The following is a 15,893-nucleotide window of genomic DNA, read 5'->3' as shown; positions in this document are numbered from 1 at the left end:
ACACTATTTTATTGGCATGCTTTTCTTTAATCTTACAGGGTATGCAGGGAAAGGTGTATCATAAACCCATTCTGCGGATACCTGATGGCATCCGCTTTTATTTTCGTGGGAAGCCGCATCTCTATTGATCCTAACCTACATATCCTCCTAATAACGAATGGAGGAATTTTATTATGAAATCGAAGTTAGTCTTGATTGAAGGATTACCGGGATTCGGGAAAACAACAACTGCTCAACTAGTTCATGAAATTCTAACGGAAATGAACCTTAAATCTCAGCTGTTTTTAGAAGGGAATTTGGAGCATCCTGCTGATTATGATGGAGTCGCCCGTTTTAAGAAAAATGAATTCGATGAATTATTGAGTACCCATGAAAAGTTTAAAGATTTGTTGAGTCATCGTATGATTAAGCAAGGTGACAATTACTTCCTGGAATATCGAAAAATTAAAAATGAATACGGGTCAAGCTTTCCAGATGAATGATTAAATACGGTGCAAAAAAGGAAGACGTTATAAGTTATGTTATAGAACTGGCAACGATTGTGGAGCGACTGAATCCATTGTTGATTTACGTAGAGCAGAACGATCTTGATCATTCTTTCAGAAAGGCTGTTAAGGAAAGACCTAAAGAATGGTCGGAGGGATTTATTGAATATTATACAAACCAAGGGTATGGAAAAAAGCAGGGTAATAAAGGGCTAGAAGGAACCCTGCAGGTTCTGAAGGCAAGAAGGGAATTGGAAGCAGAAATATTTAGCGGGGATTTTATCGGAGTGTTTTAGCTCAACAAACTAACGTGAAATGAGTTGCTAATCATGAATTTAGAAGAACAAAGACAACGAATACTAAGTGGCGCCATGTACAATGATTTAACAAAAGAACTAATAGAAGCTAGAGAAAAAGCAGTATTGCTTACTAATCAATACAATGCAAGCTTTGGTCAGTCTTCAGAAGTTCGAGAAACAATCTTAAAACAACTATTGAAATTTACAGGAAAAAGAGCTCATTTTGAACCAAATTTTAGATGCGAATTTGGTTTCAATATTTCTGTTGGGAATAATTTCTATGCCAATTTTGATTGTGTCATGTTAGATGGTGGTGGAATTGAAATTGGAGACAATGTGCTGTTTGGACCGAGAGTGGGAATCTACACATCGAATCATGCGATTGATGCGACAGAACGTGTAGCGGGAGGATGTTATGCGAAAAAAGTAACCATTGGAAATAATGTCTGGGTTGGCGCTGGCGTCCATATCAATCAAGGCGTAACGATCGGTGACAACTCCATTATTGGTTCGGGAAGTGTTGTAAATAAAGACATTCCAGCTAATGTAATCGCTGCGGGTGTTCCATGTAAAGTTATTCGAGAAATTACTGAGAAAGATAAGACCGGATTTCAACCGTAATGAATTCGTATTTACTGTAAAGGAGACTAGGATGAAATCTCAAAAACCTAATGATTTAAAACAACATAACATCCAAGCTATTCGCAAACTATTTATTGAACAACAACACTATCTAACGAAAACCGAAATTGCTCGTAGAACTTCTTTAAGTGTGGTAACGACCAATAAATTAATTAGTGAAATGATTGATGCTGGCGAGCTGCTTGCTCTTCAACAGTCTGTTTTTACAGGTGGTAGAAAAGCAATGATCTATCAATTAAACAAAGAGTATAAATATATTTTGACTATTCGTTTTTATGAAAATGATAAAAAACATACGGCATTGCTAACAGTATCTAATTTATATCATGAATGTATCACAACCAAAATTCTTCACTTGTCAGAAAATAATATTGATTGTGTTTGGCACGAAATAATAACACTTCTGAATGACTATTCGAACATATCCGTTATTGTCATTGGTATTCCAGGAGTGGAAATTGATGGCGAGTTTAAAATCATGGATTTTTCTTCAATGAAAAATATTAATCTTCGAACACAATTAAAAAGAATTACAGATTTACCTGTTATTATAGAAAATGACATTAATGCGGCTACCTATGGATTTGCGAAGAAAAAAAGTACAAAAGAGATTGTAGCAGGAGTGTACTATCTAGAAAACTATCCTCCAGGTTCGGCATTAGTTGTTCATGATCGCATTTTTCGCGGTGCAAATGGTTTGAGCGGTGAATTGAAGCACCTTTCCTATTATGAAAATTTACAATTTCCTGTAGTAAATCGCTCAGAAGTAGCAGCACTTGTGGAACAATCACTTCGACCAATCATTAGTATGTATGATCCGCATGAAGTAGTTATTTTTGACACAAATCAATTGATTACAGAAGAAATATGGGGGAAAATATCTGAAAAAATAAATCAAGTCTTTCCATATGGCTATATGGCAAATTTTAAGATTTATCATGATTTATCTGAATCGTATTTAATCGGACTTAATGAACTAGGATTAAAGATTATTCTGGAGCATCCATTTTAAATAAAGCGATGTATAACAGAAAATTTTGTTATGACCTTGTTGTTTTTATTTTTTTAGGATAAAATGAAGCAAACTTAATAAAGAAAACTAATAAACTTGAAGGTTTTTTTGTATGCGCACAGAAAGAGAACGAATGATGGCTGGAAAATTGTACAAAGGAGATAGTGAATTGCGAAAAATGAATAAGAGAAATCGTCGCATTCTCCATATGTATAATTCAACCACAGTTGATGAATCAGCTAAACGAGTAGAGTTATTAAAAGAGTTATTAGGAAAAACTGGTGAGAATGTTTACTTTGAATCCCCTTTTAGATGTGACTATGGTGATCATATTTATTTAGGTGAGAATTTTTATGCCAATTTCGACTGTATTATGCTAGATGTTGCACCAATTACCATTGGTGATAATGTCTTATTTGGTCCTAGAGTGGGAGTCTACACTGCAGGTCATCCAATTGATGCCGAAGTAAGAATCTCTGGACTTGAATTTGGGACACCAATCACAATTGGTGATAATGTTTGGGTAGGCGGCGACACAGTAATTAATCCAGGAGTGACGATTGGGAATAATGTGGTCATTGGTTCGGGTTCAGTTGTTACCAAAGACATTCCGGATAATGTCGTAGCTGCTGGTAATCCTTGCAGAGTATTGCGAGAAGTAACAGACGAAGATAAAGCTTATTGGACGAAATTAAAAGAAGAGTACGAACAAGAAATGATTGACTAGATGATGAAATGAAAAAAGCACAGGATATAAGTATTCTTTCTCTTTCGTTAATTACTGGAGTTGCCACCTTGTTATCGGCTTCAATTCCTTCTTTAGTTGAATATTATTCGAATTATCATTTAGGAAGTATCGAAAGTCTGGTGACAGTTCCTAGTTTAGGGTCTATTTTTACAATTATTTTTAATTCGTTCTTTGTAAAAAAGATGGGAATGAAAAAAACAGTATTATTAGGTATTTTTCTTGTTACAATTTCAGGAGTACTTCCATTTTTCATGTCTAATTTTGTCGTTGTGTTTTTGTTACGGTTTGTTTTAGGACTAGGAATAGGATTATTTTCACCACATGCGATTTCACTGATTTCTATTTTCTATGAAGGACAGAAGAAAGCTACTTTATTAGGAATGCAAGTGGGGATATCTGCTTTAGGAAATTCTATCTTTTTATTGTTAGCTGCTATAGTGATTCATTACCATTGGCAATCGATTTATCTTTTACATTTAATTTTGATCCCTATTTTCTTTTTGATTTTTAAATTTGTTCCAGAAGTACCTACACAAGTAACACATGAAAAAACAGGAAATCGTTTTGCTATTTCAAAACAGGCAGTGATATACCTATCGCTTTGTTTGTGGACATTTATTATTATATTTGGGGTTCAATTGAAAGTACCAACATTACTTTCTGGTCTAGAAAATGGCAACACGTCATTAGGTGGTTTAACCCTAAGCTTAATGAACTTAATGGGATTATTTGCTGGCGTATTATTTGGTTTTCTTTTAAAAAGATTCCACTATCGTTTGTTTGCTTTCGGTTATATTGGCGCAGGTATAATGGTATTAGTACTAGCGCTATCCTCAAATGTTATTCTTAGTATGATCAGTGCGATTCTGTTTAATTTTATTTATTCCTTTACAGGACCATATATCATTTTACAACTAAATACCTTTACACCCAATCATGAAATTGCGAAAATCAATTCTTTGTTTTCGTTGATGATTATTGGTAGTCAATTCATTGCACCGATATTCTGGAATACTTTTTCAACTATTATAAATGCTTCAACTATCCAACTACTTCTGTATATTGCTATCATGCTGATTGGAACAGGTTTGTTGGTTGGCTATAACTTAAAAGAAAAGAGATAAAAATGATCATTATAAAATAGCATAACAGAATTTTTTGCTTGCATTTGCAACTTTCAATGTGGGTTTATCGTCTAACGAATAGCAAATCCAAATAAAGAACCTTACCTGTTAAATGGTCGTTTGTATCTGCCCCTGCGTTCAGTAAGTCAGTTGCTAGGAGCTAAGGTAGATTATGATGGGAAAAGAAAGTGGGTCAAAATCCAGTTAAACAACCACGTTCTAGAAATCAATATGATGACCAATCAGACGTTCTATGACAGTGCAGAAATCCAAACAGATGTTAAACCTACAGTTCAACCAGCAAAGTCTGTTTGTTCCCTTTCGTGATTTAGTTGATGGACTTAAAGTGAACGGAACCTGGGACCAGAAGCGTCAAATGTTGATAGTCACAGACGAAAGCCTAAAAAAGACCCCTACTTTTATTAATATTGAAGAATTTGACAGGACTGCGGTTTATGACCAAGAGGCCTTTTTTCCGCTGTCTTATACCTTTGAAAGCAAGAAAGAAAAAAACACATATAGCATGAGTTTGACAGTTACAGCAAAAAACATCTCAGGAAAAGATATTCCTGCTGGAGATGAGTATTTGCATCCACTCTATTTATATTCTTCAGGAGCTTTTTCCTATGATAGAAAGAAAGCCAATCCTGAGGTGAAGAAAGATGAAGTCATTACACGCACTTGGAAAAGAACGGAGTTAGAGAGCTTTCAGTACATCCTCTTTGAAGGTATAACAGGGGAGGATTACACCATAGACCTCCCCTAATTACAGCGGCTGTAATTTGAATCATTTGGACAGTCCGAAATCATTACCGTGTTTCCTAACAGATCGATGACGGCGGTAAAACATCCATATTGCAAGGCTTACGGAAAGGAAGAGAATTTGCATTAGGGTGCGGGGAATCAATTTATCCTCCGGACTTGTCGCAAGGCCATTAATAGCTATATAAAGATTGGCAGGGAACATGACAAGCAGTAGAAGTGAGAGCCCGCCGGCTGCCCATGTAACAGTGGGACGCCATAGTAAACCTATTGCCCCGGCCAATTCCAGTACACCGGTGAGCGTTACAATCAGGTCGGGATACGGCAAGATAGGAGGAACCATTTTAATAATCTCTGTCCGCATATAAAAGAAATGAACTGAGCCGGTTAAAATGAACATCGCTGCAAGACCGCCTCGAAGCGCAACGGGCCATGGGCGCAAACGGCTTACCCCAGCAACTCCTGCAATGAGAATGACAAGCGTGACGACAACGAGCACAATAAGCGGTTCCATAAAAATCCCTCCACAAAATTAGTTTTAGTGTGTATAGCAACTAAACACATTTTCCAAAAAAAAGATGCATCATTTGCCAAGTTGTTTCTCTAGCTTCATTAAAAAATCTTTAATAAATTGAACCTTATCGACGGGAGCGTCTCCTAATACTTCTTCAACCATTTTTTTGAATTGGTTCTGATAATCTAAGTGGTGTGCGTATGCAATTTCACCTTTAGGGGTTACCTGTAGAATTAACCTTGATTGGTTGCGGGCATCCTTTTCTTTTGTGATTAACCCTTTCTGTTCAAGTTTTTTCAGTACTTGGGATATTGCGCCTTTCGTAACTCCACAACATTCAGCCAACGCCGTAATATGGATGCCTCTATGCTCTCTTATTTCATTTAGCGTATAGATCTCGGAATGAAATAAAGGCTCGCCTACACCATAATCTCTATTTTTCCTATCCAGTTTGGCGAAAGTTTTGAACACATCCAAGAGGCTGTTGCTAATTTTCTCTTTTGAAAGTTCATCATTATTCATCATAGAACAAAGTGTATAGTACCTAAACGCTATTGTCAAATGATTTTTGAGCCTGATGCTTCATTGCGCACCGAGGGAGTCGAATGAATTGAATGCGGGAGCTGCCTGCGACCCTTTTTTATTGTGATTTGAAGCATTTCTTTGGGGTTGAATTTGCTGCTGTATTATTTAGTATCCAAGTGATTTTAGAGTTTCTCTCCAAAGTTCTTTTATTTCGGGTTTACGAAATAAGGACTGTTTCCCCGATGATTCCGTAGAATATGACTTTATATCTGTATGTGAATTCAATACGATAGATGTGGCGAAGCCGTGGGGAACAGGGAGATGAGGCGGCTAAACATTTACATCTCCCTGTTCTTATTTATATCCAGCGATACGCCTGCTCCTTATGATTGTCGGAGATTACGAACACTACCACCGTCAATTATATCCCCGCGTCTCCGTCATCGTATATGAAAAATCGCCGTCCTGCTTCCGACAACGGAAGAGAGTGGCGACATTTCAAGCGATACGGTCTTCTTACTTGATATCTAACTGTAAATGTTTCTTCTATTAATACATTAAAATTTGACCCTTACTCGGAAGTCACGTGTTCTTCGACGACATAAGATCTAGTTCGCGAACGATCAAGAAAATTGAGCTCGTCCTCTGCAACTCCAGAGTGTGGAGCATACATCTTAGCTACCCAAGCTTCATAAGCACCACGGTCAGGAAATACGAGTTCTGTCACGATATCGAAGTCATCTTTTGTACTAGAGTCGTCCTTTCGTAGAATGTAGTTGCGTTTGTAAACGCTAGGGATTGGTGCCAATCTAGTAATCAGTGGTACATGTTGATTCTCATAGTATTCGATAAGATCTCGTGTATTCATTCCATCCTTTTTGGTAAGAAAGGCCATTACTTTAATCATGTTGATCCACCTCGCTAGTTTTTAAATTATTCTAATGGATTTTATGTTCACCCCGAGGTGCTGACGGCCACAGTAGAGAAGGTTTACTACGAGTTCTTCTAGCTGCACCGCTCGCAGATGAATGAACTTTCGTGGCTCCGCTTATTTCGGTTACCCGTAATACGGGGCTGGCGAGATTGTACTGGCGTTGCCAAGGATGGTGGCGGCATTGAATGGAGCTTCGGCTGGAAGCGAGGCCTGGAGATCTAGCAATCGAGCCAGCCGATGGCGCCTCAAGCCGAGCCAGGGGCGGTCAGATTCGTAAGGAAGAACTCCGCGAGCTTCGAAACCGCAGGCGCCACGTACTCGTCCTTGTCGTAAAGGTCGACGTGGGTGGCACCGTCAATCCAAAACAGTTCCTTGGGTTCTTGCGCGTTCGCAAACGCTTCGGTCGTCATCCATGACGTGACGGCTTGAGTTCCAACGATCATGAGCAGCGGGCGAGGCGCCACCAGGTCGATGAACCGGAACGCGTCGAAATATGCGATGCGGTCTATACTGTTCCAGGTAAAGACCTTAGCCGAACGCGGGTGCTGCGCGCGGTCGGTGCAGTAATATTCCCAGCCCTCGAAGGCGTGCTGGCCGAAGGCGCGGGCCTGGTCCTCGGTCTCCGGGAAAATCGGGAATGTGCCGACGCCTTCGCCGTGGGCTTCGGAGGTGCGGGCCGCCGCTGCGGCGGCGAGCATGCCATGGATGATGGCGGGGTCCTGCTTGCCATCGCTGCCGTTACGAAATTGAAGGCTGATGTCGACGGCGCTGACGGTGGCGACGGCCTTGATGCGGTGGTCTGTCACAGTGGCGGGGATCACATAGCCGCCAGAGGCACAGATGCCCAGTACGCCGATGCGGTCCGGGTCGACCTCGCTCAGCACACTGAGGAACGAGACGGCAGCCTTGAAGTCCTCGACGCGGTGGGCTGGGTCCTCCAATCCGCGCGGCTCGCCTCCGCTTTCGCCCTGATAGGCGGCGTCGAAGGTAAGAGTGACGAAACCCCGCTCGGCCAGGCGCTTTGCGTAGAGGCCCGCAGCCTGCTCCTTGACGCCGGTGCCGGGATGGCCGACGACGATCGCAGGGCGCGGCCCGCTGACCTCTCCGTCGGGTGTGTAGAGGTGGCCGGCGATCTTCACGCCGGCACTGTCGAAGGTGACGTCCGTCTTAGTATAGTATTTCATGCATTATCCCTCCAAAATTTTATTTTGTTTTCGAACTTACATTTACGATGTTGACATATTGAGTATTGAATGTCAAGTATGAAATTGAACAAACTTGACATTTGTTGATCTATTCGTTAACCTGAATATATGGATAAAAAAGAATCGGCAAGACTGGCGTACGTTCTTGAGACAGCTCTGAATATTTTTGTTCGGTACGGCTATAAAAAAACATCCATTGAGGATATCTCGAAAGCCTCGGGCATCACACGTCAGGGGATTTATCTTCATTTTAAAAATAAAGATGAGATCTTTAGCGCTTCCATTCAAAAAGCGTTGGACGACGGTTTGCAATCCGCCGATCAGATACTTGAGGATGACCGCTTAACGCTGGAAGAAAAACTGTTTCAAGCTTTAGACGAGTGGTTTGGCCGTCACGTAGGATTCCTTCATCCTGAAGCGTCTGATCTTGTGGTCCAATGTGAGCGCGTTCTCGGCGACGCTGTTGAAAACAGCAGTTCATCGTTTCAAAAGAAACTCGAACAAGTCATTCTAGCGTCATCTGGGAAAAATACAAAAGACGTTAAGACTCGCGCTGCGACCATTGCCGACATGCTATGTACATGTGCATTGACTTGGAAGCATCGTTTATCATCGCGGCAAGAATTCCAAGAGAAGTTGTGTGACGCCATCCACTTGTGTTGTCAAGATCTTCGAGACTAGTTTTTGTGAAGCCGGCTCGATGATCATACGCGGGGCAAGGCGGAGGAGTGATACGTCCCAGAAAATTCAACAGTTACGCTAACGAAGAACGTTAGTTTAATAAAAACAACGACAGTCTAGGACTTTTTTCGTCCATAGAGGTCGCTGTTTCAATTTTCTGGGGTGAGTCTAATACTTTATTTTCACTGTATATTGACAACATTTGAAAATCTTAAAGAATGGATTAAGATGTAACACACCGCTGCGGAATAGCCCGAGCGGTGTATTTCTGTTATTGCTTTATCTTCAAGCCTCTGAGCAAATTGTTGTGATTTTCATTTATCTGCCTGTTTATCTCAGCGAGCGGGTCAATAGGCTTGATGTCGTTAATGTTGAAGTTCTCGATGTGTTCCAGAGCTTTTGCGTGAGCTTGTCGAACAACGGGGGCTTTTCGGCTTTCTTCAGTTTCCGTCGCTCTCGCCACGTCAATATTTCCAATGGAAGCATAATTTTTCCACGGTAAATTGGAAGCATAAGCTTGCCAAAGCGGCAAACTTATGAGTTAAGTTACGGCGGCGCATCCGCCGTTGATGTGCTAAAAGCCCCCCGCCACGGGAGCAAAACCTCGAACGGAGCAGCTTGGCTGCGGAATTCAAGTTAGGTTCAAACTTTAACCTGGTAGCGAGCCGGGGCACCGGTAACCGTCGAATCGTCTCAGGTTAGCACAGGTTGTATAGGAGAATGGCATTATAGTAAATTTACTAAAATACAGCTATACTTTTTAATAATGAGCGATTGATTTAGTAGAAGCATGGAGCGAAAAAAATGAAAAAACTGACAATCGAAGATGTGGCGCAAAAGGCGGGCGTGTCGAAAAGCACGGTCTCGCAGTTTTTGAACAAGCGCTATAAATATATGAGCGACGCGACGAGAAAGCGGATCGCCGAGGTGATCGACGAACTGAATTATCAGCCGAACGGCCTGGCCCGCAGCCTGAAGCGGAACCGGACGAACACGGTTGGCGTCATCGTTGGGGATATTAATTATTCTTTGTCCATTCAATGTATCCGGGCGATTGAGAACGAGCTTCAGCTCAGCGGCAATCAGTTGATTATCTGCAACGCGGACGAGAATCCGGAGAAGGAAGCGAAGTATATCGAAACGCTGATGGCCCGGCAGGTTGACGGTTTGGTTGTTTTTCCTACCGGTGATGATCCCTCCCTCTACCATCGTCTGCTCGAAAAAAATTATCCGCTGGTATTCCTGGACCGGCTTGTCGAGGGCATTGCGACCCAGAGCCTGCTGCTCGACAATGAAATGGCGGTCAAGACGGCATATAAAGAATTTATCCGGCATGGGCATGAGCGGATCGCGCTGCTGACGCTGCCGGCCGGCCGCTACGCGATTACACCGCGGAAGGAACGGATTAGCAGCTACAAAAAGGCGGTCGAGGAAGCGGGGCAAGAGTGGCGGGAGGATTATGTGTGCAGCGCATCCAGGGAAAACATGGCGGGGGCGCTTGAGCAGCTGCTGTCTCTGCCTCAGCCTCCGACCGCGCTGCTTGCGGCCAACGATATTGCACTCGCCGAAATGCTAAAATTTGCGAATACGCATTCCTTATCCATCCCGCGTGATTTATCGGTTATCGGCATCGACGATGCGGAGTTCGCAACGATCTATAATCCCGCGATTACGACGATCCGCCAACCCGCGTATGAAATGGGAATGGAGGCCTCCAAAATCATCCTCTCCGGCATAGAAGACACGGGCTCCACCGTGCCGATTACTTACCGATTTACTCCGTCTCTTCAACCGGGGGACTCGGTCCAACAAGCGCCAATTTCTAAATAAAACGGTTTGCTATCGGGACATCACCCGGCCATTTTTGCTAGGCGATGTCCTCTGGACCCTTCTGTTCTGTACTTTTGTCAGTTCGTGCCTTGGCTGATAAACCGTTCAAGCTGTTCGCGGGTCGGCAGTCCGTCCCTATCGCCGGGAGACATGACCGCCAAAGCGCCGATGGCGTTGCCGCGCCGCACCGCTTCTTCGAGCGTAAGCTTCTCCAGCAGGGCGCTGATCACCCCGACGGCAAAGCCGTCGCCTGCGCCTACCGTATCCACGACCTGATCGACCTTTAAACCTTGCACATAGCCCTCCGAATCGGAAGATTTGTAGTATGCGCCTTCCGGACCCAGCTTGATAACGACCAGGGATACGCCCAAATTCAAATAGTAGGACGCGATTTCCTCCGGCGCCTTCAGCCCTGTCAGAATCTGGCCTTCGCCAAGACCCGGGACGAACCAATCGCAGCGGACGGCGAGGTCATTAATCTTGTCTGCCATCGTCTTGGCGCCGGGCCAGAGGGCCGGGCGAAGGTTGGGATCGAATGAGACGGTCTTACCGCTTTGCTTCATGAATTCCATGGCGTGAACGGAGAACTCGTGGCATTCAGGAGAGATTGCCGAGGAGATGCCGGTTACGTGAAGATGTCCCGCCGAGGCGAAGTAGGATGCATCGAAATCGGCAAGTCCCAGCTTAGAGGCAGCTGAACGTTTGCGATAATATTCCACCTTGGGATCGCCGGTAACAACCTTCGATTTGATTAACATTCCGGTCGGAAATTCGCTGGAGAAGGAGATGCTTGAGGTATCGATGCCTTCTTGGTTCAGCGCTTTGAAAATGAAAGATCCGAAGCTGTCCTCGCCAAGCTTGGTTACATAGCCGACCGTATGCTCCAGACGCGCTAAGCCTGTAGCCACATTGCTCTCCGCTCCGGCCAAAGCTTTGGAAAATGACATCACTTCATCCAGCGGTCCTTCCTCATTGGCGTAAAGCATAGCCATCGGCTCTCCGAAAGTGACTACGTCCAAATGTTTGCTCACGGTGATTCCTCCTAAGAAAAAGGGATTGTCCTTGTATTGTTAAGCTATGTTTGAAGATAGCAGATAAACCGGTTTTGTACAACGACATTGAGCCTGAAATTAACGGGTCTTTATCAATTTAATGATATGATCAATCCATTTGTTACTAAATATTAATAAAATAATTTATCAAAAATATACTATGAAAGCCTAACGGCTCCGTCGGCCTGGATAATATGGAGAAATGGATTCCGGGCGGCTGTATCGTGGTAGGATCGGCGGCAATTTGATGGCCCGGACAAAGAGGGCTTTTATAGTGGGGTACCAGTCATAAAGAAAACCTCTACTCGATTGTAGAGGTTTCGTTATGCTAGTGGTCTACTCCATGACTGAGCGGCACAACAGTATTAGCAACATCCTCGGCACTGGCAACGGTGGCGTTGACACCTACTAAAGCAATTAAGACCATGATTATTAACACCTTTTTCATTTGAATTCCTCCCTCTAATCAAGAATTTTTTCCATAATCCGCTTGTACTCTGTTAGCTGATAGGAGGTTGATTGATCTCGGAGCGATTCAAAAAGTGCTACTGACTTCTTGAACCCCGTATCATCTTTTAATATCTAAAACACTGATGTTGCCTTCAGCGGTAGCTCTCTCCCGTTGATTTACATTGTAAATGCTTTCAATTTCGGAGTATAGCCTATCAGCAATTATGATGATATCGTCCCAGTTTTCCAAAGTGAACGATGTTTTTAGCATTTCAACTAATAAATCAGCATTTACTCCTTATAGTTTATCAATGATAACGCTTAAAAAATTGCATTTAACCAATGATAACCGGTTGACATATGTTAATCGGTTATCATATAATCCGAAATGTAAGCGGTTTATAAATTGGAATTAGGGGGCTTTTTCCATGAAACATGTAAAGAAGATGAAGTGGTTTATTCTCTCGCTGACGCTAATTTTGATTCTCTCAGCTTGCAGCAGCTCGGGAGGCGATACACAGTCCGCAAACGGCGGGCAGAACGGCAGTGCAGGCGGCGGCATTAAAATAACGCTGCTTAACTCCAAGAGCGAGATTCAGCCACAGCTTGAGGAGGCCGCAAAGGCTTTCCATGAAGCAAACCCGACGATCTCTTTGGAAATTCAGCCTGTTCCTAATGGCGGCTCTCCTTTTGAACGCGCTTCCACTCTGTATGCTTCCGGCAATCCTCCAACCATGATCATGCTGGATACAGGGGACGTAGCCAAATTCAAAGACCGCATTCTTGACCTGAGCGGCGAGAAATGGAATGCGGACGCTGTGGAACATGCCCTTGACCTGACTACAATCGACGGTAAAAATTATGCATTCCCTCTGGCTATTGAAGGCTACGGCTTTATTTATAACAAAGCGGTCGTGGACAAGGCGGTAGGCGGAAGCTTTGATCCGTCCACAATCAACACCACAGCGTCGCTGGAAAATCTGTTTAAACAAATCGAAGCGAGTGGAAAAAAAGCACTGGTCGTTTCTCCGATGGATTGGTCGCTCGGCGCCCACTATTTTTCCTTGGCCTATGCCGGTCAGGATAAAGATATGACCAAGGTCAACGCTTTTATCGATAATCTGCGGGCAGGCAAAGTCGATCTTGCAAGCAATAAGGTATTCAACGGTCTGATGGATACATTTGACGTCATGGCGAAGTACAATATCGATCAAGCTTCCCCGCTGGCGGGAACCTATGAACGCGGTCCCGAACTGCTCGGCAAAGGCGAAGTAGGCATCTGGTTCATGGGCAACTGGGCTTGGCCGCAAATCAGCAGTTTTGATACCGCTAACAAAGAGTACGGCTTCCTGCCGGTGCCAATCAGCAATAACGCTGGCGACTATGGGAACCAGGAAATCTCCTCGGCCGTCTCCAAACGGATTGTAATCGACAAAGAGAAATCCACACCGGAGCAGCAGGATGCGGCGAAGAAATTCCTTGACTGGATCGTGTATGAGCAGCAAGGCCAGGATTTCCTGGTGAACAAGGCCAATATTATTCCGGCGTTTAAAAATATTACGCTTCCGGCCGCCGACCCGCTCGGCAAGTCGATTCAGGATTACATCTCCAGAGGCAAATCCGAGCAGTCGATGAGCGATCTTCCGGCTGACCACTGGGCGAATGTGGGCGCTTCGATGCAAAAATATCTTGCCAAGCAAAGCGACCGCGCGGCACTTGCCAAAGAAATCGAGCAGTACTGGACTAACGTAAAAGAATAACGGGCTTGCCTAGGGCGGTGGGTAAGGGACCATCCCTTATCCGCCGTTACCAAGCCAATCTTATAGGAAGAGGAAGAGGGATATACATGGTTACGGATAAAGGGGTGTGGAGCCGCCTGCGGCTCAGACTGCTGTTCACGGGTCCGACGTTGTTCGCGTTTGTCGCAGTAATGATTGTTCCGTTCCTGTACGGCATCTACTTGACGTTTACGAATTGGGACGGAATATCCACGACACAATCCTTGGTGGGTTTTCAAAACTATGGGGCGGTCTTTAAAGACGCGGAGTTCTGGAAGTCGTTCGGCCTGACGCTCAAGTATGTGCTGTTCACGGTCGTGTTCATCAATATGCTTGCCTTTTTGTTGGCTTATCTGCTGACGAAGGGCCTGAAGGGGCAGAGCTTTTTCCGGGCCGGTTTCTTCCTTCCCAACCTTCTGGGCGGCATCGTCCTCGGCTTTATCTGGCAGTTCATTTTTAACAACGTGCTTGTATTCTTGGGTCAAAAAATGGGCATCGGCCTGTTCAGCACCTCCTGGCTTTCCGATCCGAACCGCGCCTTCTGGACGCTCGTCATTGTTGCGGTATGGCAGTATGCAGGCTATATGATGGTTATCTACGTAGCCGGTCTGACGGGAGTACCCGGGGATATCCTCGAAGCAGCAAGCATCGACGGGGCGAATGGATGGCTGAAAATGACGCGTATGACCATTCCGCTCATGGTTCCTTCGTTTATCGTGTGTATTTTCCTTTCCTTGCAGCGCGGATTTATGGTCTATGATGTCAACCTTGCGTTGACGAAAGGCGGGCCGTTCAAGAGCACCGAGCTGGTCTCGATGCATGTATATCAGAAGGCGTTTCTGTCCCGGGATTATGGGGTGGGCCAAGCCGAAGCGCTGGTGCTGTTCCTGATTGTGGCGGTTATTACCCTGCTTCAAGTATACTTCAGCAAGAAGATGGAGGTGGAGGCTTAATGCAGCGATTCAAAAAGCAAACCTCCTGGCTGACGGTAATCGGTCTTTCGGTCATCCTGTTCGTCTTTATCGTTCCGTTCGTGCTGCTGCTGTTCAATTCGGTGAAAGCGAACAAGGACATTACCTCAAGCCCGCTTACTCTGCCGACAAGCTTCGTGTTCTCGAATTACAGCATTGCGCTGGACAAAATGAATTACTTCCACGCATTTGCCAACTCGGTCATTATCACGCTGTTTAGCGTACTGTTTATCTCTTTGTTTGCGGCAATGACCGCGCATTATTTTGTCCGGTACGATACGAAATTCAATCAATACACCTTTTTGCTGATGGTGGCTTCTATGATTATTCCGTTCCAGGCGATCATGATTCCGCTTGTCAAAATTTACGGATCACTCAACATGCTGAACAACAAATGGGCGCTGATTTTTATGTATATCGGATTCGGCTGCTCGCTTGCGATCTTCATTTACCACGGATTCGTGAAGAGTATACCGAAGGAACTGGAGGAGGCGGCGATGATTGACGGCTGTACGCCTACCCAGACCTTTTTCCGCATCGTGTTCCCGGTGCTGATGCCGACGACGGCGACGATAACCATCTTGAACGTGCTGTGGATCTGGAACGACTTTCTGCTGCCGTCACTCGTTCTCGTCGATCCGCTTCAGCGTACGCTTCCACTGTCCACCTTCAATTTCTATGGCACCTACACCGTGGATTACGGCCCGCTGATGGCCAGCTTGGTACTCAGCATCTTCCCGGTAGTCATCATTTACTTGTTCGCGCAAAAATATATCATTCAGGGCGTTATGCAGGGCTCCGTTAAGTAACAACCGCAAAAAACGGGCTGTCTTCTGACCATGTCAAATGGCTGGGAGACAGCTGTTCATAGATGAAGTCAA

18 protein-coding genes are annotated in these 15,893 nt (G+C 44.3%); 13 read left to right on the top strand and 5 right to left on the bottom strand.

What is annotated here, in order from left to right:
• Positions 1-173 precede the first annotated feature (173 nt).
• The 8 genes from VK70_RS28945 (at position 174) to VK70_RS15475 (ending at position 5,076) form a co-directional block, all read left to right on the top strand.
• A complete protein-coding gene (locus VK70_RS28945; protein ID WP_051505122.1) occupies positions 174-482 on the top strand; it encodes a P-loop NTPase family protein in 309 nt (102 codons plus the stop codon).
• A complete protein-coding gene (locus tag VK70_RS28940; protein ID WP_051505123.1) occupies positions 479-781 on the top strand; it encodes a P-loop NTPase family protein in 303 nt (100 codons plus the stop codon). Before VK70_RS28945 ends, VK70_RS28940 begins: the two co-directional genes overlap by 4 nt.
• Before the next feature lie 33 nt (positions 782-814).
• Complete coding sequence (locus VK70_RS15495; RefSeq protein WP_025696358.1) at positions 815-1,405, top strand: sugar O-acetyltransferase; 591 nt, start codon at positions 815-817, stop codon at positions 1,403-1,405.
• A 31-nt stretch (positions 1,406-1,436) separates the two neighbouring features.
• Complete coding sequence (locus VK70_RS15490) at positions 1,437-2,438, top strand: ROK family protein (protein ID WP_025696360.1); 1,002 nt, start codon at positions 1,437-1,439, stop codon at positions 2,436-2,438.
• 112 nt (positions 2,439-2,550) lie between these two features.
• Positions 2,551-3,165 (top strand): sugar O-acetyltransferase, encoded by a 615-nt coding sequence (locus VK70_RS15485; protein ID WP_025696362.1) that lies wholly within the window; start codon positions 2,551-2,553, stop codon positions 3,163-3,165.
• A gap of 8 nt (positions 3,166-3,173) precedes the next feature.
• Entirely contained in the window at positions 3,174-4,310 is a 1,137-nt protein-coding gene (locus VK70_RS15480) for an MFS transporter (protein ID WP_025696364.1), read from the top strand.
• Positions 4,311-4,430: 120 nt separating this feature from the next.
• On the top strand, positions 4,431-4,637 hold the full coding sequence (locus VK70_RS29555; protein ID WP_158454072.1) for a stalk domain-containing protein: 207 nt from the start codon (positions 4,431-4,433) through the stop codon (positions 4,635-4,637).
• Positions 4,564-5,076, top strand: a complete 513-nt coding sequence (locus VK70_RS15475) for a hypothetical protein (RefSeq protein WP_025696366.1) — start codon at positions 4,564-4,566, stop codon at positions 5,074-5,076. Before VK70_RS29555 ends, VK70_RS15475 begins: the two co-directional genes overlap by 74 nt.
• Before the next feature lie 21 nt (positions 5,077-5,097).
• On the opposite strand, the gene VK70_RS15470 is transcribed toward VK70_RS15475, so the two are convergent.
• The 4 genes from VK70_RS15470 to VK70_RS15455 form a co-directional block, all read right to left on the bottom strand.
• Positions 5,098-5,586 (bottom strand): DoxX family protein, encoded by a 489-nt coding sequence (locus VK70_RS15470; RefSeq protein ID WP_025696368.1) that lies wholly within the window; start codon positions 5,584-5,586, stop codon positions 5,098-5,100.
• Positions 5,587-5,655: 69 nt separating this feature from the next.
• The gene (locus VK70_RS15465; protein ID WP_158454070.1) at positions 5,656-6,147 is read right to left on the bottom strand and encodes a MarR family winged helix-turn-helix transcriptional regulator; all 492 of its coding nucleotides are present in this window, start codon (positions 6,145-6,147) and stop codon (positions 5,656-5,658) included.
• A gap of 535 nt (positions 6,148-6,682) precedes the next feature.
• A complete protein-coding gene (locus VK70_RS15460) occupies positions 6,683-7,018 on the bottom strand; it encodes an EthD domain-containing protein (protein WP_025696370.1) in 336 nt (111 codons plus the stop codon).
• Positions 7,019-7,290: 272 nt separating this feature from the next.
• Positions 7,291-8,229: an alpha/beta hydrolase gene (locus tag VK70_RS15455; RefSeq protein WP_046723478.1), complete on the bottom strand. Its 939-nt coding sequence runs from the start codon at positions 8,227-8,229 to the stop codon at positions 7,291-7,293.
• 129 nt (positions 8,230-8,358) lie between these two features.
• Here VK70_RS15455 and VK70_RS15450 point away from each other — a divergent pair, with 129 nt between their 5' ends.
• Both VK70_RS15450 and VK70_RS15440 read left to right on the top strand, forming a co-directional pair.
• Positions 8,359-8,931, top strand: coding sequence for a TetR/AcrR family transcriptional regulator (locus VK70_RS15450; RefSeq protein ID WP_025695432.1), 573 nt, complete (start codon positions 8,359-8,361; stop codon positions 8,929-8,931).
• An 804-nt stretch (positions 8,932-9,735) separates the two neighbouring features.
• Entirely contained in the window at positions 9,736-10,761 is a 1,026-nt protein-coding gene (locus VK70_RS15440) for a LacI family DNA-binding transcriptional regulator (RefSeq protein ID WP_025695434.1), read from the top strand.
• A 77-nt stretch (positions 10,762-10,838) separates the two neighbouring features.
• Here the strand turns inward: VK70_RS15440 and VK70_RS15435 are convergent, their stop codons facing one another.
• On the bottom strand, positions 10,839-11,792 hold the full coding sequence (locus VK70_RS15435) for a sugar kinase (RefSeq protein WP_025695435.1): 954 nt from the start codon (positions 11,790-11,792) through the stop codon (positions 10,839-10,841).
• An 899-nt stretch (positions 11,793-12,691) separates the two neighbouring features.
• Here VK70_RS15435 and VK70_RS15430 point away from each other — a divergent pair.
• From VK70_RS15430 to VK70_RS15420, 3 genes are all read left to right on the top strand, one after another.
• Entirely contained in the window at positions 12,692-14,023 is a 1,332-nt protein-coding gene (locus tag VK70_RS15430; protein ID WP_025695436.1) for an ABC transporter substrate-binding protein, read from the top strand.
• An 86-nt stretch (positions 14,024-14,109) separates the two neighbouring features.
• A complete protein-coding gene (locus VK70_RS15425) occupies positions 14,110-14,994 on the top strand; it encodes a carbohydrate ABC transporter permease (protein WP_025695437.1) in 885 nt (294 codons plus the stop codon).
• Positions 14,994-15,821, top strand: coding sequence for a carbohydrate ABC transporter permease (locus VK70_RS15420; RefSeq protein WP_025695438.1), 828 nt, complete (start codon positions 14,994-14,996; stop codon positions 15,819-15,821). The genes VK70_RS15425 and VK70_RS15420 overlap by 1 nt, the downstream gene beginning before the upstream one ends.
• The last annotated feature ends 72 nt before the right edge of the window (positions 15,822-15,893 follow it).

The sequence above is a fragment of the Paenibacillus durus ATCC 35681 genome (assembly GCF_000993825.1).
Taxonomy (GTDB): Bacteria; Bacillota; Bacilli; order Paenibacillales; family Paenibacillaceae; genus Paenibacillus_AQ; species Paenibacillus_AQ durus_B.
Note: the sequence above shows the minus strand (reverse complement) of the source record. Positions and strands in the feature narration are given on the sequence as shown.